We start from the raw sequence: 18,553 nt of genomic DNA on the forward strand, positions 1-18,553 counted from the left end.
GACACCAGGTTCCGGCTCCACCACGGCGCCCTCACCCGAAAGGCCCTCCGATGAGCAAGCAGACCGTCCTCGGCCGTGTCACCCAGTTGGCCCGGGCGAACATCCACGCCCTCCTCGACCAGGCTGAGGACCCGCAGAAGATGATCGACCAGTTGATCCGCGACTACACCGCCCACATCGGGGAGGCCCAGGAGGCCGTGTCGGTGACGATCGGCAATCTGCGGATGCTGGAGCAGGACCACCGGGAGGACGTCGACGCCGCGGCCGAGTGGGGGCGCAAGGCGCTCGCCGCCAGTCGCAAGGCCGACGAGTTGCGGGCGGCGGGCGACGCCCCGGAGGCGGACACCTTCGACAATCTGGCCCGGGTGGCGCTGGAGCGGCAGTTGCAGGCGGAGCGGGAGGCGAAGGACGCGGAGCCGGTGATCGCCGCGCAGAACGAGGTGGTCGGCAAGTTGACGTCGGGCCTGGACCAGATGAAGCGGAAGCTGTCGGAGCTCCAGTCGCGGCGCGACCAGTTGGTGGCCAGGTCGCGTACCGCGCAGGCGCAGAACCAGATGCTGGACGCGGCGAAGAACGTGGACGTGCTCGATCCGACGAGCGACCTGGGCCGCTTCGAGGAGAAGGTCCGTCGGGAGGAGGCCCGGGCGCTCGGCAGGCAGGAGTTGGCGGCCTCGTCGCTGGACGCGCAGTTCGAGCGGCTGGACGCGCTGGGCGACACCGCGGAGGTGGAGGCCCGGCTGGCCGCCCTGAAGTCCGGCGGCTGACGGGTCAGGGGGGTGCGACGGCTGCGTCCCGGCCGCTCAGAACATGCTCATCAGTGCTTCCGCCACGTCGATCTGGCCGCCCTCGCCGTCGGGGAGGGGCAGTTCGAACCAGACGGTCTTGCCGCGGTGGGTCCTGCGTGATCCCCAGCCGGCGCTGAGCAGGCCGACGAGTTGGAGCCCCCGGCCGCCCTCGTCGGTGGCGCGGGCGCGGCGGCGCCGGGGTTGGACCAGTCCGGCGTCCCAGACCTCGCAGACGAGGGTGCGGTCGAGCAGCAGCCGGAGTCTGATCTCGCCCTCGCCGTAGCGCAGGGCGTTGGTGACGAGTTCGCTGACGAGGAGTTCGGTGGTGTCGACCAGCGCTTCGAGGTCCCAGGACTCCAGTTGGGCGCGGGCGTACTCACGGGCGCGGCCCACGCTCTGGGGTTCGCGGGGCAGTGACCAGTCGCCCACGGATTCGGCGGGCAGCCCTTGGACCCGGGCCATGACGAGGGCGATGTCGTCCTCGCCGTGGTGGGTGTCGAGGGCGCCGAGGACGTGGTCGCAGACGTCCTCCAGCGGGCGGTCCGGTTCGGTGAGGGCGCCGACGAGGGCGTGCAGCCCCTCGTCTAGGGGGTGGTCGCGGGACTCGACGAGGCCGTCGGTGTACAGGGTGAGCAGCGCTCCTTCGGCGAGTTCGACCTCGACCTCCTCGAAGGGTTCGCCGCCGACGCCGAGCGGCATGCCGGGCGGCACGTCGAGCATCAGGGCGGATTCGCCGGGCTCCAGGATCACCGGCGGGAGGTGGCCCGCGTTGGCGAAGGTGACCCGGCGGGTGACGGCGTCGTAGACGGCGTAGACGCAGGTGGCGAGGTAGACCTCGGAGAGGTCGGCGTCGCGGGAGGTGCGGGCGGCCCGGGTGGCCTGTTGCACGCCGCCGGGGGTGCCGAGGCCGCGGGCGACCTCGTCCAGGGCGGAGAGCACTTCGGCGGGTTCGAGGTCGAGCAGGGCCAGGGTGCGGACGGCGGTGCGCAGTTCGCCCATGGCGACGGCGGCGCGCAGACCGCGGCCCATGACGTCGCCGACGACCAGGGCGGTGCGGTGCCCGGGGAGTTCGATGACGTCGAACCAGTCGCCGCCGACCTCGGTGGCGGCGTTGCTGGGGAGGTAGCGGCAGGCGATGTCGAGTCCGGCGGCCACCGGGTTGTCGGGCGGGAGCAGGGAGCGCTGGAGGATCAGCGCGCGCTGGTGTTCGCGCCGGTAGAGCCGGGCGTTGTCCATGGACACCGCGGTGCGGGCGGCGAGTTCACCGGCGAGCGCGCGGTCCCGCTCGCTGAACGGCTCGCTGCCCTTGGTGCGGGTGAACTGGACGAGCCCGACGACCGTGTCGTGGGCGACCATCGGCACGGCGAGGGTGGAGCGGATGAGTCCCCCGGGCACGCCGTCGATGAGGCGGGGGCGTCCGGTGCGCAGGGCGTCGGCGAACGGGGAGGAGAAGTCGAAGTGGTGGGTCGCGCCGACCTTGACCGGGGCCCGTCCGTCGGTGAAGGGGGCGTCGGCGACCGCGCTGGCGTAGGCGACCCGGCGCAGGTCACCGCTGCCGCCGCCGGAGTCGGGGACGCTCCACTGGCCGGGGGCGGCGCCGTCCCCGTCCAGGAGCCCCTGGTAGAGGTCGACGGCGGCGAGGTCGCAGAAGCCGGGGACGGTGACGTCGAGGAGTTCCCGGGCGGTGGCCTCGATGTCGAGGGAGTTGCCGATCCGGGCGCCGGCCTCGTTGAGGAGGGCCAGGTTGCGGCGGGACTGGGCGGCCTCGCGGGCGGCGGCGTGGCGGCGGGTGACGTCGGTGCCCAGTCCGGCGACCCCGATGGGGCGTCCGCTGCCGCTGTGCACCCGGTAGAGGTTGATGGACCAGTGGCGGCGGTCGCTGGAGCCGGGGGCGGGTCCGACGATCTGCATGTCCGTGACGGCTTCGCCGGTTTCCAGGACGCGGCGCAGGGCGGCCGAGATCCGGTCGGCTTCCTGGCGGGGCAGGTAGTCGTGGACGGTGCGGCCCCGGTGGTCCTCGGCCCGCCCGCCGAACACGGAGGCGAACTGCCGGTTGGCGTGCTGCACCCGCAGCTCGGTTCCGAACAACACGAACCCGAAGGGGGATTGACCGAAAATCGCCTGCGAGGCGGCGATGTCGGTCTCGATGCGGCGCAGGGCGCGGACGTCGACGACGATGCAGACGGCGGCGCGTTCGCCCTTCGCGTTCTCGGTGGGCATGACGTAGAGCTCGGCGATGCCGACGCTCCCGGGGTCGCCGTGGTCGCCCGTGAAGCGCGCGCCGCGGCCCGGGGCGGCCGCCCGTGCGTCCGGGTTCCCGCCGCGCTGCCCGGTGGTGGCGACGCTCCGCGCGCCGTCGCGGCCGGACGGTGCGTAACGCCCCGGGCGGGGGTACGACCGGGCGGCCGGGCCCTCGGTGGGCGGTGTCCGGAAGGGCACCGCGCCGGTCCACTCCCGGCCGTCGAGGATCTCCGCGATGGTGCGCTGACCTCGGGCGCGCAGTTCCGGCGGGACGAACGCCTCGATGGGGTCCTTGCCGACGGCGACCGAAGCGGGCACCCCGAAGAGCTGTTCGGCGCGGGTGCTCCACTGTTCGATCAGCCCGTCCGGGCCGATCGAGAAGGAGGCCACCTTGAGGTAGTCGTAGATGGACCCGGGTGGCGTGCCCTGCCACATCGCGTCGCCGCGCGTCTCACCCATCGCACCCTCCGACGAATGACCGGGCACAGTGGCCTGCGCTGGTATCTCGCTCACGCGAACCGTCCCCTCCAGCTCACCGCACCCGGTACCGGTCACCGGTGGCGGCTGCCCGCAGTATCCAGCACAACGGCCCCGCGCAACACGGTGTTCACGATCACAGCTCGGTCCCGACACTTTCCGGACCGGTGGTGACCGGTCCGCGCCCTCTCTCCCTTCTAACCAGGCAGGGCCAACTCGAACCACACCGTCTTGCCCGACCTGCCCGGACGCATGCCCCAACGGCTGGATGTGGAGGCGACGAGGCGCAGTCCCCGGCCACCCTCCTCGTCGACGTCGGCGTGGTGCTCGGGGGGCGGTTCGGGCAGCGGGTGGGGCAGCGGGTCGGAGACCTCCACCAGCAGGGCGCCGGGCGGGCGCGGGGGCCGTACGAGCCGGACGCCGATGGGGCCGGAGGCGTACCGCAGGGAGTTGGTCACCAACTCGCTGACGAGCAGGGCGGTCAGATCGCCGAGGGATTCGAGCCCCCAGTCGCCGAGTTGTCCGCGGACCCTGGCCCGGGCGTCCCGCACGGCTCCCGGGTCAGCGGGGAACGTCCACTCCACGCGGTCGCCCTCGCTCCGATCACCCGGGTCGCCCCGGTCCCGGTCGGTGTCGATCACGCCGCATCACTTCCCTGGCCACCCGCGCGACCGCGTCCGGATTCATGTGCTTAGTGGTCACATACCCGATATGCGCTGCGCTCTATCCCGTGCGGGGCGCACAGAAGGTCGAGGAGCGCGAACAGCGCCCGCGCAGGGCGCACGAAGGTGGGCTCGTGCTCCGTCTGCGCACCCCACAACACCCCTGGGACCTGAGGGAACGCTGTATCGAGCACCGATCCGGGCTCCCGAGGGCGGGCACCGGAGCGGAAAGGCAAAAATCCCGTCAAGACGCCCGCACGGACGTGGGGTCAGCGGGGAATTCAGACGGACCGGAGCACTTCCCGTACGGCGGGAACGTCCTGATCCAGCCAGTCGACGGACCAGACCTCGGCCGGGCTCAGCCAGCGGACCTCGTCATGGTCCTGGAGCGGGCGGGGCTCACCGTCGAGGAGGTGCGTCCGCCACACCTGGAGGACGTAGCCGGGCTTGAGCGGCCACTCACCCGGCACCCGGGTCAGTTCCCCGACCTCGACGCCGAGTTCCTCGCGCAGTTCACGGACGAGGGCGTCGGTCGGCGGCTCCCCCGGCTCGACCTTGCCGCCCGGTAGCTCCCACCGCCCCGCCAGTTCGGCCGGGGCGCTGCGCCGCGCCGCCAACAGCCGTTCCCCCGCGTACAGGGCCCCCGCGACGACCACCACTCGTTCCTCCACGCCCCGGAGCCTATCCGTGGGCGCGGCGGACGCCGCGACGCGCGGGGCACTGGGCGGACCGCGCACCGGGACGGGCGTTCCCCCAGGAGTACGGGTACGGGCGCCAAGCGGTACGGGGTGCCCGCGCACCGGGGTGAAGACGTACCAGGGTTACGGGGTGTGCCGGAGCACCGGAGCTATCGGGTACGGAGCACCGGGGTCACGGGGTGCTGCTCGGGCCGACCTGTTCCACCCAGTAGAGGTGCTGGTGCCCCGGGGCGCCGAGGCTGTCGGCGATCCGTTCCGCCTCCGCGCGCGTGGCGTACCGGCCCACGCGGTAGCGGTTGCCGTTGTCGTCCTCCCTTATGACGAGCCAGGGCAAGGTGGCCGTGCCTTCGGTCATCGCGCCCCTCCCCTTTCTCCCCGTGGCTCGATCCGTGCCGTGTCCACCAAGGAAACCGCAATCTGCATATGCCCGAGCCTACGCCCGACCTTCACGCACCGGATATGCCTTTGCACAAAGAGGTAGGCAACAAGCCATGGACAAGGGGGCACGTCTGCGTCCGCGCGCCCCCCTTGCCGGATCCCGAACGCCCTGCACACCCGGCGGGCGCCGCTTCCCTGCCACCGCCCTCCCACAACACCGCGCCGCCCGTCCGCACAAAACCCCCCACCCCTCACGCGTCAGCGAACAACTCCCCGCAGCCCACCGCGGGCCGCGCCCCGGCAGAACGGCCAGATTCCACCCACTCCCGCCGACCGGGCCCCGGGGCGACCGCGACCGACCGGGGCGCTACCGAACGGGCAGGTGGTAGGCCACCCGGTACCGATCGGCGGGAACGACCAGGTCGGCGGTCTCCACGGGTCGCCCGGAGGCGTAGAACGTGCGCCGTATGACGATCACGACGTGGCCGGGCACTCCGCCCAGTGCCAGCAGTTCGTCCGCCAGCCCCGGTCGGGCGCCGACCTCCTCCGTGACGTTGTCCACGACGACGTCGATGGCGGCCATCCGCCGCACCACTCCCGTACCCCGCAGCGGCCCTTCCTCGGGCAGCATCACGGGGGTCCGACCGGTCAGGGCGAGCGGTTCCCAGGAGGTGGACAGCATCATCGCGTCACAGCCGTCCCGGTACACGTACCGCGTGCGCATCAGCCGGTCCCCGACGTCGACGCGGAGCCGTTCGGCCACGTCCGGGTCGGCGTCCGTCTGTTCGCTGCGGGACTCCCAAGCGCCGCGCACCGAGCAGTCCGCCTGTTCCTGCTTGAACGGGGTGGGGCCCTCCGAGGGGCGGTACCCGGAGCGGGCGATGCGACGGGGCACGGAACGCTCGCGGACGTACGTACCGGAACCGGAACGGCCCTCGACCAGACCCTCCGCCATCAGGACCTTGCGGGCCTCCAGGGCGACGGTGTCGGAGACGCCGTACTCCTCACGGATCTTGGCCTGCGAGGGGAGGCGGGTGTGCGGGGGCAACGAGCCGTCGGTGATCTTCCTGCGCAGATCACCCGCGACCCGCAGATACGCCGGCTGGTCACCGAATGTCACTGGCCCCTCCCAACGGGTTGACGCACAGCAACAGGTTCGCAACCGTGGGTGGCGCCGTGCAACCAAGGGCCAGAGAATCACCCGAAGTGATGACATGCCTTTACCCAGGCCATTTCTCCGGGTATGGCGCCATGGACCCTCGTCCGTGAACCGTTCAGCCGCGGATCACACGGCCGCCCCGACCCCGGGCCCCCCGTCCCCATTGCCCCCGTTGTCCCGCTCGTTTCCCTTGCCTCCCTTGCCTCCCTGATCTCCTTTGTCTCCCTCGGCCCCGCCGTCGCCGGAGTCCTCGGGATCGCCCACCAGGTGGGGCGGCGGGGTCGTCCCCAGGTCGAGCGCCTCGCGGGACGGCACCGCGCCGGCGGGCTCGACCAGGTCCATGCCCTTGTCGTAGTGGAGGTAGAAGGTGTCCGCGTCGGTGGCACGGGCCGCCCGGTCCCATTCCTTGCGCGCCGCGTCGAGGTCCTTGACCAGTGCGGCGACGGCCGACGCGCTCCGCTGCGGCCAGGTGCGGTCGCGGAGCAGGTCGGTCTGCGCGACCAGGGCCTCGGACATCTCGGCGGCCCACTCCTGGTGGCCCGGCAGGTCGTCCTCGACGTAGGCGGCCTCGGGCGTCGCCTCCAGGGCGTCTTCCAGGTGCCGCGCCGCCTGGAGGTAGACGAGTTGGTCACCGGTCTGCATGGCGGCGTCGTTGCGCAGGGACCCGGTGAGCCGGGTCTTGCCGTCCGAACTGCCGAACATGCAGGTGACCTCGCGGTCGCCGAGCTTCCAACTCTCCGGGGTGGGCGTGAAGTAGTACACGTCGACGTCCGCGGGATGCGCCCACAGGTCCATCGCGTAGACGGAGCGCAGGTCGTAGCACTTGACGTCGGCCTCAGCGGAGATCGCCTTGTCACCGGGGTAGGCGCCGTCCGCGCCGCTCACCCGGTAGCTGCCGAACGCCTCGCCGTCGTGCTCCTCGGCGCAGGACACCTCGTCGACGTCGTAGGTGACCCCGGCGAGCCCGCCTCCCGGGGTGGTGAAGCAGTCGCCCTTGTCCACCGCGAAGACGGGGTACGCCGCGTCCCGCACCCCCGCCCGCACGTCGTCCCAGCCGCCGCCGAGCAGGACCAGCAGGTGCAGCAGCAGGCCGAAGCAGGACAGGGCGATCCCCCACACGGCCATCGCCTTGCCGCGTTCACCGGTGCGGCGCATGCGGGAGAGCGCGACGACCCCGAGGACGAGCCCGACCGCGGGCAGGAAGCACAGGATGCCGAAGACCAGCGCCGTGATCGCGAGCCCGCTCACCGGGGGCCGCAGCGGCGGACCGCTCCATCCACCCGGCCCGCCCGGCCACCGCGGGTACGGCGGGCCCGGCACGCCCGGACCGCCCGGAGCCCCGGGAACGCCGACCGGCGGACCGTAGGGGCCGCCGGGGTACCCCACCGGGCCCTGCGGCCGGCCGGGCACGCCACCCGCGGCGGGCGCTGCGAACGGATTGCCGACCGGTTCCCCGGAGTGCGGCGGCCGAGGCTGTTGCGGGGTGCCCGGGCCGGGCGGCGGGGGTATGGACACGAGTGCGGTGCTCCTGGGTTCGGGCCGGGGCGGCCGGTCGCCCGGGGGGGGCGACGACGGTGCATGGCCCACGCATCGTATGTGGCGGTGCGGCAGGGGCGGCAGCCGGTACGCGGGGTGACGTGCCTCGCCCCCGTGCGCGGCGCGGGCCGCAGGTCACGGGGACGAGGTCGGGTGTCCGGTCAGCGGGCGGGCCCGCTCAGCGCACCGGGGTCACGCGTGGTGGGCGTCAGAACTGGAGCGCCCAGGAGTCGATCTTCCCCACGTCCTGGGCCGCGTTGTCGCTGACGCGCAGCTTCCAGGTGCCGTTGGCCGTCTCGGCGGAGGCGTCCACGCTGTACGTGGTGTTGATGTTGTCCGTCGAGCCGCCCTCCCCGTAGCCCTTGAGGGTGTACGCGGTGCCGTCGGGGGCGATCAGCTGGACCTGGAGGTCACCGATGTAGGTGTGCTGGATGGCGACCTCGACGCCGAGCGCGGCGGGGGCGTTGCCGGAGACACCGGTGACCGTGATCGGCGACTCGGCCGTCGCGTTGTCGGCGATGGCGTGGTCGTCGAGGTTCTGGAAGCGGTCGCCCGGCGGGTTGGTGGTGCCGCCGCCCACGTTCAGCAGGCGGTTGGGCGAGCCGGTGCCCGGGTTGCTGACCACCCCGTTGGTGGCGGCGGAGACCAGCCCGGCGGACACCTGCGCGGGTGTCGCCGTCGGGTTCGCCTGGAGGTACAGCGCGGCGGCGCCGGCCACGTGCGGGCTGGCCATCGAGGTGCCCGAGATGGTGTTGGTCGCCGAGTCGCTGGTGTTCCAGGTGGAGGTGATGGAGGTGCCCGGCGCGAAGATGTCCAGCACCGAACCGAAGTTGGAGAACGAGGAGCGGGCGTCGGTGTTCGTGGTGGACCCGACGGTGATGGCCTCGCTGACCCGCGCCGGGGAGTAGTTCGAGGCGTTGGCGTTGGAGTTGCCCGCCGCGACGGCGAAGGTGACGCCGGAGGCGATGGCGTTGCGGACGGCGGCGTCGAGGGTCGCGTCCGCGCCCCCGCCGAGGCTCAGGTTGGCGACGGCCGGCTTGACCGCGTTGTTGGCCACCCAGTCGATGCCGGCGACGACCTGCGCGGTGGTGCCGGAGCCCGAGTTGTTGAGGACCCGCACACCGACGATGTTGGCCTTCTTGGCGACGCCGTGGGCGGTGCCGGCGACGGTCCCGGCGACGTGCGTGCCGTGGCCGTGGCCGTCCTGGGCGACGTTGTCGTTGTCGATGGCGTCGTAGCCGTTGGCCGCCCGACCGCCGAAGTCGCTGTGCGAGACGCGCACCCCGGTGTCGACGACGTACACGGTGACGCCCTGGCCGGCGCCGTCCGGGTACGTGTACTTGCTGTCCAGCGGCAGGTTGCGCTGGTCGATCCGGTCCAGGCCCCAGGACGGCGGGTTGACCTGGGTGGCGGTGGTGGTGAAGGTCCGGTTCTGCGCGACGCTGGCCACGGCCGGGTCGGCGGCGAACTTCTTCGCCTGCGCTTCGGAGAGCGTGACCGCGTACCCGTTGAGGGCCTTGGTGTAGGTGCGCTGGATCTTCGCCCCGTACTCCCTGGCGAGCGCCTTGCCGGCCGCCGAACCGGCGCGGGCCTCGCTGCTGCGGAGGGTCACGATGTAGCTGTTGTCGATCGTGCCGGGAGCACCGGCGTTCAGGATGCGGCCCTCCTTGGGGTCGGGCGCGGCCGTGGCCGGGAGCGCGGTGACGGCGCCGAGGGCGAGGGCGGCCGTGACGGCGGCTCCCAGGGTGCCGAGCACTCTGCGTCGCACGGGGTTCTTGGTGCGGTGCCCGGCATCACGTTGCAGTGCCATCCGAGGGTTCCTCCTCATCGATGGAGCGCTGGTGGGGGGTGGTGCGTCGTGCGGTTCCGCTCGGGTGCCGTCCCGCCCGGGGTGCACGCGGGAGGCGGTCGACGGAACGTCCGCAGGGAGCGACGCCCGCCAAGCGACAGGGTCATGTCAACCAGGTCGCCCGAGGAATGATTGAACGACCCAGAGGAATCCACAAGGGCTGTGCGCGGATGTAACACTGAGGCCACGCACCCTTCATGACGTGAACTCATCCACCGTCGCGCCCCACCCGTCACACCGCCCCCGACCTGCGCACCCACACCACACACGGCCCGTCGTGCCAGCACCCGACCGCCCCCGTCACTGCACCTCACCGCCCCCCGCGACGGCCCCCCGCCACCGTGCGCGGCTTCGCGCCACCGCGCCGCGGCGCACCCCGTCCGAACGTGGGACACCCCGGCGCGCACACCCGACCGCGTCCGTGGACCGGGCCAAGGTCGGACGATGGACACCCCGACCACCACCCCCACCGACACACCTGCCGACCCGCCCGCCGCTGCCGCCACCGGTGCCCCCATCGGCCCGCCCGCCGCCGGGCCTCCCGCCGGGCCTCCCGACCGACCCCCCGCGCCCCGCCGCCGACGCAGTGCACCGCGCCTCGCCACCACCCTGCTCGCCGCCGCCCTGCTGCTCCCCCTGGCACCGGCGGCCGCGAGCGGTGCCGGCGCCACAGCCGCGCCCGGTGCGGGCCCCGGTACGGACCCCGCTGCGGGCTCCGGTACGGACCCCGGGGAGCGGGACTGCGCCCTCGACTCCCCCGACTGGACGCCCGCCGCCACCGCGGTCCCCGCGCCCACCGACGCGTACCACCCGCACCTCGGCAACGGCTACTTGGGCGTCCGCGTCCCGCCCGCCGGCAGCGGCTACGCGGAGCCGGGCGGTGCGACCGGCTGGCCGCTATACACCCCGCGCTACGACGGCGCGTTCGTGTCCGGCCTCTACGCCCGGGGCCCGGCGAACACCGGGGGCCGGGACGCCGTCGCCGCCCTCCCCACCTGGACGGGACTGGAGGTGACGGCAGGTCACCACACCTACGGGACGGACGGCTCCGGGACCAGCGACTACCGGCAGGCGCTCTCGCTGCGCTGCGGCTTCCTGCGCACCTCCCTCACCTGGACCGCTCCGGACGGCCGCCGCACCGACCTGGTGTACGACGTCCTCACCGACCGCACCTCCCCGCACGTCGGAGCCGTCCGGCTGCGCATCACCCCGCACTGGGACGGCACGGCACGGATCACCGACCGCATCGACGGACGGGGCGCCCGCCGGATCACCCCGTCCGGCGATGAGGTGGGCGGCGCCCTCGCCCCGGACACGATGGCCGTCGCCTTCCGTACGGAGGAGCAGGAGGCACCCGAGGCAGCGGGCGCGAAGGGGCGCGAACCCACCGAGGGGGCGCTCGTCTCCACCCTCCGCGCGCCCGGGCGCCCCCGCTCCGCCACCCCGGCCCGGGACCTCACCGCGACCCAGTCCACCACCCTGGACGTCCGCGCCGGCCGGACCTACGAGATCACCAAGTACGTGGGCGTGGACACCGCACTCACCTCCCGTTCACCGCGCGAAAGCGCCCGCGCGCACGCCGCGCGCGCGACCGAACGGGGCTGGGACGCCCTGTTCGCCGAGCACACCGCCGCCTGGCGCGCCCTGTGGTCCGCGGACGTCGAGACACCGGCCGACGCCCAGGTGCAACGGTGGCTGCGCTCGACCCAGTACGGACTGCTCACCGCACTGCGCCCCGGCGCCCGCAACAGCGTGGCGCCGAGCGGCCTGAGCAGCGACGACTACGCCGGCATGGTCTTCTGGGACGCCGAGACCTGGATGTTCCCCGGTCTGCTGGCCACCCGCCCCGCACTCGCCCGACCCGTCGTCGACTACCGCGACCGCACCCGCCCGGCCGCCGCCGCCAACGCCGTACGGACCTGGGTCAAGGGCCTGTTCTACCCGTGGACCAGCGCCCGCGACGGCGATCTGTGGGCCGAGTGCCAGAGTTGGAACCCGCCCCACTGCCTCACCCAGAACCACCTCCAGGGGGACATCGCCCTCGCCGTGTGGCAGTACCACCTCGCGACCGGGGACCGGGCCTGGCTGCGTGCGCACGGCTGGCCGCTGCTGCGCGGCGCCGCCGAGTACTGGGCCTCCCGGGCGACCGCGAACCTCGACGGCACGTACTCCGTCAACGAGGTGGCGGGGCCCGACGAGTACAGCAACGGCGTCGACGACGGCGCCTACACCAACGCCGTCGCCGCGACCGCCCTGCGGTACGCGGTGGACGCCGCCCGCGAGGTGGGCGACGAGGCGCCCGCCCTCTGGACGCGGATCGCCGACGGGCTGCGCATCCCGTACGACGCGCAGCGGAAGGTGTTCCTCCAGTACGACGGGTACACCGGGTCGCGGATCAAACAGGCCGACACGGTGCTGCTCGTCTACCCGTTGGAGTGGCCCATGCCCCGCGGCGCGGCGGCGGCCACCCTCGACTACTACGTGGCCCGCACCGACCCCGACGGTCCCGCGATGACGGACTCCGTCTACGCGATCGCCGCCGCCACCACCGGCGAACCCGGCTGCGCCGCGTACACCTTCCTGGAACGGGCCTCGCGCCCCTTCTTCCGGGGGCCGTTCGCCCTGTTCTCGGAGGCCCGCGGGGACAAGGCGGGCGCCGACGACCCGCTGTCCGGCTCCCCCGCACAGGACTTCCTCACCGGCAAGGGCGGCTTCCTCCAGGTGTTCACCCACGGTCTGACCGGGCTGCGCCTGCGCCCGGACGCCGTGCACCTCGATCCGACGCTGCCCCCGCAACTCGTCGACGGGGAGCGCGGGGTGACCCTGCGCGGGCTGCGCTGGCGCGGCCGGCAGTACGACGTGGTGATCGGGCCGCGCGAGACCACGGTGCACCTGCGCTCCGGCGCCCCGCTGCCCGTGGACTCCCCCCGGGGCCGGCTCACCGTCACCCGGGACGCGCCCGCCGTCCTGACGACCCGTCGCCCCGATCTGACGCCCACCTCCGATCTGGCCCGCTGCCGTCCCGTGACGGCCACGGACGAGGAGCCCGGTGCGTACGCGGTGGCGGCCGTCGACGGCAACGCGGCCACCGCGTGGCGGCCCGGCGCCGCCGGGGCGTCGCTCACCGTGGACCTGGGCCGGGAACGCCCCGTGCGCGCGGTGGACGTCCGGGCCACCGAGACCCACCGGGTGGAACTGTCCGCGGACGGACGGCACTGGGAGCCGTTCGCCCCGGGCGGGGCGGCGCGGTGGGTACGGGTGACGCTGACCGGCGGGTCGGCGGACGCGGCGGTGACCGAGGTGGTGGTCGAGTAGCCGGTACGGCTCAGCCCTCGGGGGGCGTGGTGTCCCCGTGGGCCTCCAGCAGCTTGCGCAGGGCGGTGGCCAACTGCTCCCGCTCGCCCGCCTCCAGCGGTTCCAGGAGGCGGGCGTAGTTGTCGAGGTGCGCGCCGAGCACCCGGTCGGTGAGCCGCCGCCCCCGTTCGGTGAGGCGGATGTGGACGGTCCGCCGGTCGCAGCCGTCCCGGACCCGTTCGACCAGACCCTTGGCCTCCATCCGGTCGAGCCGGTTGGTGATGGCGCCGGAGGTCACCATGGACACCTTGAGGAAGGCACCGGCGGTGAGCGTGAAGGGCGGCCCCGCGCGGCGCAGCGACGCCATCACGTCGAACTCGCCCACCTCCAGGTCGTGTGCGGTGAAGAAGGCTTTGAGCTCCCGGTCCAGTACGCGGTTGAGGCGCTGGATGCGCATCAGGACCTCGATCGGACCGAAGGCTTCCGTGAGGTCGGGGCGCTCCCGCTCCCACTGCCCCACGACCCCGTCGACCCAGTCCGCCATGCCGCGTCCCTCCTCGCACGCAGGCGTTCCGCCCACGTTCCTGCCACGCCCGTGTTCCTGCGTGCCTGTGGTGCTGCTGTGCACGTGAGCATGTCAGCCCGAAGGGCTTGACGTCGCCGACTCGGACGAGGTTTTATCTCAACGTTGAGATTATCAATCTTGACCTAATGAGGGGTGGGCCCATGCCCGAGCACTCCACTCGTCGCGCGCGGGACGCGGAGGGACGCGACACGGCGGCAGCAACCCGTCCGAGAGCGACCGACCGGGGCGCGGTGCCCGTGCTGTGGCTCGTACTGCTCGCCACTCCCACCGCGGCGGGCGCCAACACCGTCGTCCTCACGCTCCCCGACATCGCCGCCGCCTTCGACGCGACCGTGCCCACCGCGGCCTGGCTGGTCACCGCCTTCGCCGTGGCCATGGCGGTGGGCACCCCCCTGGTGGCCGGGCTGCTCAGACGGCGCGGACTGCGCGCCGCCCTCCGACTGAGCGCCGCGCTCCTCGCCGGCGGCACCCTGCTGATCGCGGTGGCCCCCTGGTTACCCCTGGTGCTGGCGGGCCGCGCGGCCCAGGGCGCGGGCGGAGCCGGGCTGGTCACCGTGGCGATGAGCCTCGCCGGCACCACCCGTCGCATGGGCGTCCTGACCGCCGGATTCGGCTCGCTCGGCGCGGCCGGCCCCCTCGTCGGCGCCCAACTGTCCGATGCGGTGTCCTGGCGACTGGCCCTCGCGGTGTCCGCCGTCACCCTGCTCGCCGTACCCGCCGTGGCACGCCACGCCCGCCCCGCACCCCGCGCCGAAGGCCCCTTCGACGCCCGGGGCGCCGCGCTGTTGGCCGTACTGGCATCGGCGCTGGCCCTGATCCCGGCCCTCCCCGCACCCGCCCTCCTCGCGGCGGGCGCTTCGGCGGTGCTCCTGGCGGTGCACGTCCGGCGCCGCCCCGACGGCTTCGTCCCGCTGAGCGTGCTGCGCAGCCGTACGTTCGCCCTGTCCTGCGCGCTGATCGCGGTGTTCTCCACCCAGTACTTCGTGCTGCTGTTCGCGGTGCCCCGGCTGATGGCGGACCGCGCCGGCTGGTCCACCCAGGCGATCGGCACGGGACAGCTCGTCGCCCTGGTCACCGGCTCGGCGCTGTCGTGGCTACTGGCCGCGGCGGCCCACCGGCTGAGCCGCGCGGCGATCCGGACGTTCCTGCTCACCGTGACGGCCACCGCCCTGACGACGGCCGCGCTCGCCCGGTCGCCGTGGCCGCTGCTGGTGGTCGCCGGCGCGTCCGTGTTCACCGCGACGGCGGGCAACGCGAACCTCTCGGTCCACGCGGCGGGCGCGGCCCCGGAACCCCTGCGCCCCACGGCGATCGGACTGTTCACCCTGACGTACCAGTTGGGCGGCGCGATCGGCCCGGGCATCGCCACGGCACTGGTGCTGAGCTGAGGCGGAGTGCCGCGGGGCGGGCGGCGAACCCGTCCGGGCGGCACGATGGAGCCATGACGCGCACCACGGTCGTGAACCTGAAGGGCCACCGCGGGGACCCCGCCTACGACGACGTCGTCTACGTGGGACGCGCGATGCACCGCGGCGGCTGGCACCTGGCCGGGTCACCCCTGGCCAGCCCGTACCGCCCGGGTCCGGACGGGAGCCGCGAGGAGGTCCTCGCCCGGTACCGCGCACACCTCCTGTCCCGCCCCGACCTCCTCGCCCTCCTGCCCGAGTTGCGCGGTCACCGCCTGGGCTGCTGGTGCGTACCGCTGCCCTGCCACGCCCAGGTGATCGCCGAACTGGCCGACGCCCCGGAACGCCCGCCGCCGCGGCAGCCGTAGCACCGGCGAGGACACCACGCACACGAGCCGAGCGGCTACCGTGGACGCATGACCGCACTGCCCGACTGGATGCGCCCGCCGCGCGCGGAAGGCTGGTTCGCGGAGGACTTGGACCGCCTCCCCGAGGCACCCCGCCACACCGAGCTCATCGACGGAGCCCTCGTCTTCATGCTGTCCCCCCAGCGGTGGTGGCACGGCCACCTCGTCACCATGCTCACCGTCGCCCTCATGGAGCAGACACCCGCCGGCGTCAGAGTCAGCCGCGAGATGACCGTCAAGCTCGATCCGCGCAACCGGCCGGAACCCGACCTGTTGGTGACGATGGCCGACTTCGACGGCGACCGCACCTGGTTCGCACCGGACGAAGTGGTGCTGGTCGTGGAAGTCGTCTCTCCCGAGTCCGCCCATCGCGATCGCACAGTAAAGCTCCGCAAGTACGCGGAGGCCGGCATCCCGCACTACTGGTGCATCGAGGACGAGGACGGGGCACCAGTCGTCCACGTCTACGAGCTCGACGGACCCACCGGCGCGTACGCGCCCGCCGGGATCTTCCGGGGCACCCTCCAGCGCCCGGTGCCCTTCGAGGTCGCCCTGGACCTCGACGAGCTCACACCACCGCGCCGCGCCTGAAGGGGGGCCTCGTTCCCCCGCAACATGGCGCTGCGCGTCCCGGCCGAGCTGACCGAGTTGGAGACCGTTCCGCTCGGCTTCGACACCACCGTGCTCGTGTCCCAGCCGGACCGCCGACGCCTGCGGGTGAACGAGCACCGCGTGGTCTACGTGGATCGACCGCACCGACTCATGTCCGGAGGAAACCCGTCAGTCAGGTCCACCGTTTGACGGTGCCCGATTCACTCGGCCGGCATGAGCCTCTCGTCGGTCATACCCAGCCGAGCCTGTTCCTCCTCGACGATCCGACGTGCCAGTTCGGTGGTCGACACATCGATCGCGTCCGGGGTGGCTTCGGCCACAGCGCTGCGGCGGGCATAGGCGTCGAACAGGCGCGTCTTGGCCTCCAGCATCTTCACCATGCGTTCGTCCACGCCTCCGGTGGCGAGGAGACGGTGCACGCGAACCGGCCTGACCTGACCCATACGGTGGGCCCGGGCCACCGCCTGGTGCTCGATGGTCGGCTTGATCTGGGGTTCACAGATGACGACGACGGAGGCGGCCTGCATGTTGAGGCCGACGCCCGCTGCCTGGATCTGCCCTAGGAGCACCGCCGGCCCTTGGACACCGGCGAAGTCGTCGACGATCTCCTGGCGCCGCTGTGCCGGAACGTCACCGGTCAGCGGACCGAACACCGGAGTGGTCTTGGCGCTTCCGGCCGCGAGGGCCTCCTTCACCACGACCAGTACGTCCTTGAAGTTGGAGAAGACCACCGTCTTCTGCCCGTTCTCGCCGGCCTCCTCAACGATCTCCCGGAGCCGGTCCAGCTTGGCCGACTTCTCGGGGCGCATGTATGCGGCCCTGCGCATGGCCATGAAGTTGCCCGCGCGTACGGCTTCGCGGTACGCCTCCTCGTCCGAAGCACTCAGCTCCTCCCACTCGTCGGTCTGTTGAAGGCTTGGGAGTTCGGTCAGCACGTCCTCCTGGTTGCGCCGCAGGTAGACCGGGGCCACGGCCTTGCGGAAGGCGATTGATCCGGCCAACGCGTCCCGCTCGCTCAGAGAGTCCGCGACGTCGCCGTCGAGCATCTGGACCAAGTTGCGGAACTCCACGACCCTGTTCTCCATCGGTGTTCCGGTCATGAAAAGGGTGCGCTCGCAACGCTCCACCCACAGACCGACCGTTTGGGACCGCTTGGCTCTCGGGTTCTTCACGGAGTGCGCCTCGTCGACCACCAGCTGCCCGACCTCTCCGCCACCCGGTGCGGGAAAGCCGCGCAGCGCGTCGAACGTGGTCACCCCGACGCCGCCCCGCCCTTTCCATTCGGCGAACGCATAGTGCCGGTCGGGACCGTGGAGCACCATGACGCGCAGGGCGCTCCGCGCCTCGATCTCCCGTGTCCAGTTCACGAGGACGCTCGCCGGGCAGACGACCATGAAGTGGCTCTGTCCTTCGGCGGCCAGGTGCGCAAGGACGGCGATCGCCTGGATGGTCTTCCCGAGGCCCATCTCGTCGCCGAGTATCACCATGCGCTGCGCAAGCGCGAACCGTGCGCCGAACGACTGGTATCCGCGCAGGGAGACCCGCCGGTGTGTGTCGTCGAGGTACTGGGTCCGTACCCGCTCCGCAATCTCGTCCGGCAGGAAGCCCTCTGCGGCAGCTGCGTCTGACAACCTCCCGGAGATCACGGCGAGCAGGCTGTAGTACTCGGCGGAGCGGAGTTCGAAGTCCACCCAGGCCGCGACGTCGGACGAGGACCCTCTGAGCAGGTCCACCGACGTCTGCGCGAGCATCTCGGGCAAGCAGGCCTGTTCCGCCTCGTCCACCAGCGACCGGATCTCGGCGACCGCCGCCCACGCGCGAGCCTTCTTCTCCCGGCCGGCCAGAAGCATCCGGATCCTTCCGGCGGCGGGCCTTGCATCGGCCAGTAATGGACCGAGCCGCTCCGCCAGGACGGTGGCCTTGTCGACCGCACGCCGGGCGTCCGGGCCGGCCTCCACCAGGACGTGTAGGGCCATGACGAGCACGGTGGTGCGCGGTTCCGGCCGGTCCACGTCGATGTGGACGGCCACGGTCTCATGTACGGCCTCGGAGAGCCGGCGGGCGGCGGCGAGCATCTGGTCGACGGTGCGCTGCCCGACACCGGGAATCTGCCGCAGCCGGTACGGGCCCGCTTCGAGAACACTGCCCAGGGTGTGCAGTCCGCTCTTCTCGACGCTCCCCAGCCGCAGCCGCCCTTCGGTGACTTCCTGCAGACGGGCGACGGGAATGGCGTCGAGCTCCCGCTTCACCGCCGCATCGTGGATCGGCTTCAGTGCCGCCCGTACCGCCTCCACTGCCCTTCCGTGGTCACCGACCACTGCCTGCGCCGCCTCATACAGCCGCGCTCCCCTCGCGACTGTGTCCCGCTCGCCACGCCCCACGCTTCCCGCCCCTCTCCGGCCCGTCCCCGCATCTTCCCACCGGCCGCACCGGGCCTCGGCGGGAGTTCTCAGCCCCTGCGGA

At 72.7% G+C, this 18,553-nt stretch carries 14 protein-coding genes and 1 pseudogene; 6 read left to right on the forward strand and 9 right to left on the reverse strand.

Features of this window, described 5'->3' with window-relative positions; all coding sequences use genetic code 11:
- Positions 1–50: 50 nt before the first annotated feature.
- Entirely contained in the window at positions 51–764 is a 714-nt protein-coding gene (locus tag ACFYOU_RS01175; RefSeq protein WP_389765073.1) for a PspA/IM30 family protein, read from the forward strand.
- A 36-nt stretch (positions 765–800) separates the two neighbouring features.
- Here the strand turns inward: ACFYOU_RS01175 and ACFYOU_RS01180 are convergent, their stop codons facing one another.
- From ACFYOU_RS01180 to ACFYOU_RS01210, 7 genes are all read right to left on the reverse strand, one after another.
- Positions 801–3,485 (reverse strand): SpoIIE family protein phosphatase, encoded by a 2,685-nt coding sequence (locus ACFYOU_RS01180; protein WP_391302528.1) that lies wholly within the window; start codon positions 3,483–3,485, stop codon positions 801–803.
- A gap of 215 nt (positions 3,486–3,700) precedes the next feature.
- A complete protein-coding gene (locus ACFYOU_RS01185; protein WP_385495989.1) occupies positions 3,701–4,144 on the reverse strand; it encodes an ATP-binding protein in 444 nt (147 codons plus the stop codon).
- Between the two features lie 302 nt (positions 4,145–4,446).
- Complete coding sequence (locus ACFYOU_RS01190) at positions 4,447–4,836, reverse strand: NUDIX domain-containing protein (protein WP_391302530.1); 390 nt, start codon at positions 4,834–4,836, stop codon at positions 4,447–4,449.
- A 199-nt stretch (positions 4,837–5,035) separates the two neighbouring features.
- Positions 5,036–5,218, reverse strand: a complete 183-nt coding sequence (locus ACFYOU_RS01195; RefSeq protein ID WP_385495985.1) for an SPOR domain-containing protein — start codon at positions 5,216–5,218, stop codon at positions 5,036–5,038.
- A gap of 390 nt (positions 5,219–5,608) precedes the next feature.
- Positions 5,609–6,361, reverse strand: a complete 753-nt coding sequence (locus tag ACFYOU_RS01200; RefSeq protein WP_389765067.1) for a GntR family transcriptional regulator — start codon at positions 6,359–6,361, stop codon at positions 5,609–5,611.
- A gap of 165 nt (positions 6,362–6,526) precedes the next feature.
- Entirely contained in the window at positions 6,527–7,648 is a 1,122-nt protein-coding gene (locus tag ACFYOU_RS01205; RefSeq protein ID WP_391302533.1) for a DUF4190 domain-containing protein, read from the reverse strand.
- Positions 7,649–8,144: 496 nt separating this feature from the next.
- Positions 8,145–9,746: a S8 family serine peptidase gene (locus ACFYOU_RS01210; protein ID WP_391302535.1), complete on the reverse strand. Its 1,602-nt coding sequence runs from the start codon at positions 9,744–9,746 to the stop codon at positions 8,145–8,147.
- Positions 9,747–10,229: 483 nt separating this feature from the next.
- Here ACFYOU_RS01210 and ACFYOU_RS01215 point away from each other — a divergent pair, with 483 nt between their 5' ends.
- Entirely contained in the window at positions 10,230–13,100 is a 2,871-nt protein-coding gene (locus ACFYOU_RS01215; RefSeq protein WP_391302537.1) for a glycosyl hydrolase family 65 protein, read from the forward strand.
- 10 nt (positions 13,101–13,110) lie between these two features.
- On the opposite strand, the gene ACFYOU_RS01220 is transcribed toward ACFYOU_RS01215, so the two are convergent.
- Complete coding sequence (locus ACFYOU_RS01220; protein WP_391302539.1) at positions 13,111–13,623, reverse strand: MarR family transcriptional regulator; 513 nt, start codon at positions 13,621–13,623, stop codon at positions 13,111–13,113.
- A gap of 182 nt (positions 13,624–13,805) precedes the next feature.
- Here ACFYOU_RS01220 and ACFYOU_RS01225 point away from each other — a divergent pair, with 182 nt between their 5' ends.
- From ACFYOU_RS01225 to ACFYOU_RS01240, 4 genes and pseudogenes are all read left to right on the forward strand, one after another.
- The gene (locus ACFYOU_RS01225; RefSeq protein WP_391302541.1) at positions 13,806–15,053 is read left to right on the forward strand and encodes an MFS transporter; all 1,248 of its coding nucleotides are present in this window, start codon (positions 13,806–13,808) and stop codon (positions 15,051–15,053) included.
- 53 nt (positions 15,054–15,106) lie between these two features.
- On the forward strand, positions 15,107–15,439 hold the full coding sequence (locus tag ACFYOU_RS01230) for a DUF4326 domain-containing protein (RefSeq protein ID WP_391302543.1): 333 nt from the start codon (positions 15,107–15,109) through the stop codon (positions 15,437–15,439).
- Positions 15,440–15,487: 48 nt separating this feature from the next.
- Complete coding sequence (locus ACFYOU_RS01235; RefSeq protein WP_391302545.1) at positions 15,488–16,069, forward strand: Uma2 family endonuclease; 582 nt, start codon at positions 15,488–15,490, stop codon at positions 16,067–16,069.
- A 15-nt stretch (positions 16,070–16,084) separates the two neighbouring features.
- A pseudogene (locus ACFYOU_RS01240) lies at positions 16,085–16,279 on the forward strand (type II toxin-antitoxin system RelE/ParE family toxin); the annotation flags it as partial.
- An 11-nt stretch (positions 16,280–16,290) separates the two neighbouring features.
- Here ACFYOU_RS01240 and ACFYOU_RS01245 read toward each other — a convergent pair.
- The gene (locus ACFYOU_RS01245) at positions 16,291–18,471 is read right to left on the reverse strand and encodes an SNF2-related protein (RefSeq protein ID WP_391302547.1); all 2,181 of its coding nucleotides are present in this window, start codon (positions 18,469–18,471) and stop codon (positions 16,291–16,293) included.
- Positions 18,472–18,553: the final 82 nt, after the last annotated feature.

This window comes from Streptomyces sp. NPDC005955 (assembly GCF_042871255.1).
Classification (GTDB): domain Bacteria; phylum Actinomycetota; class Actinomycetes; order Streptomycetales; family Streptomycetaceae; genus Streptomyces.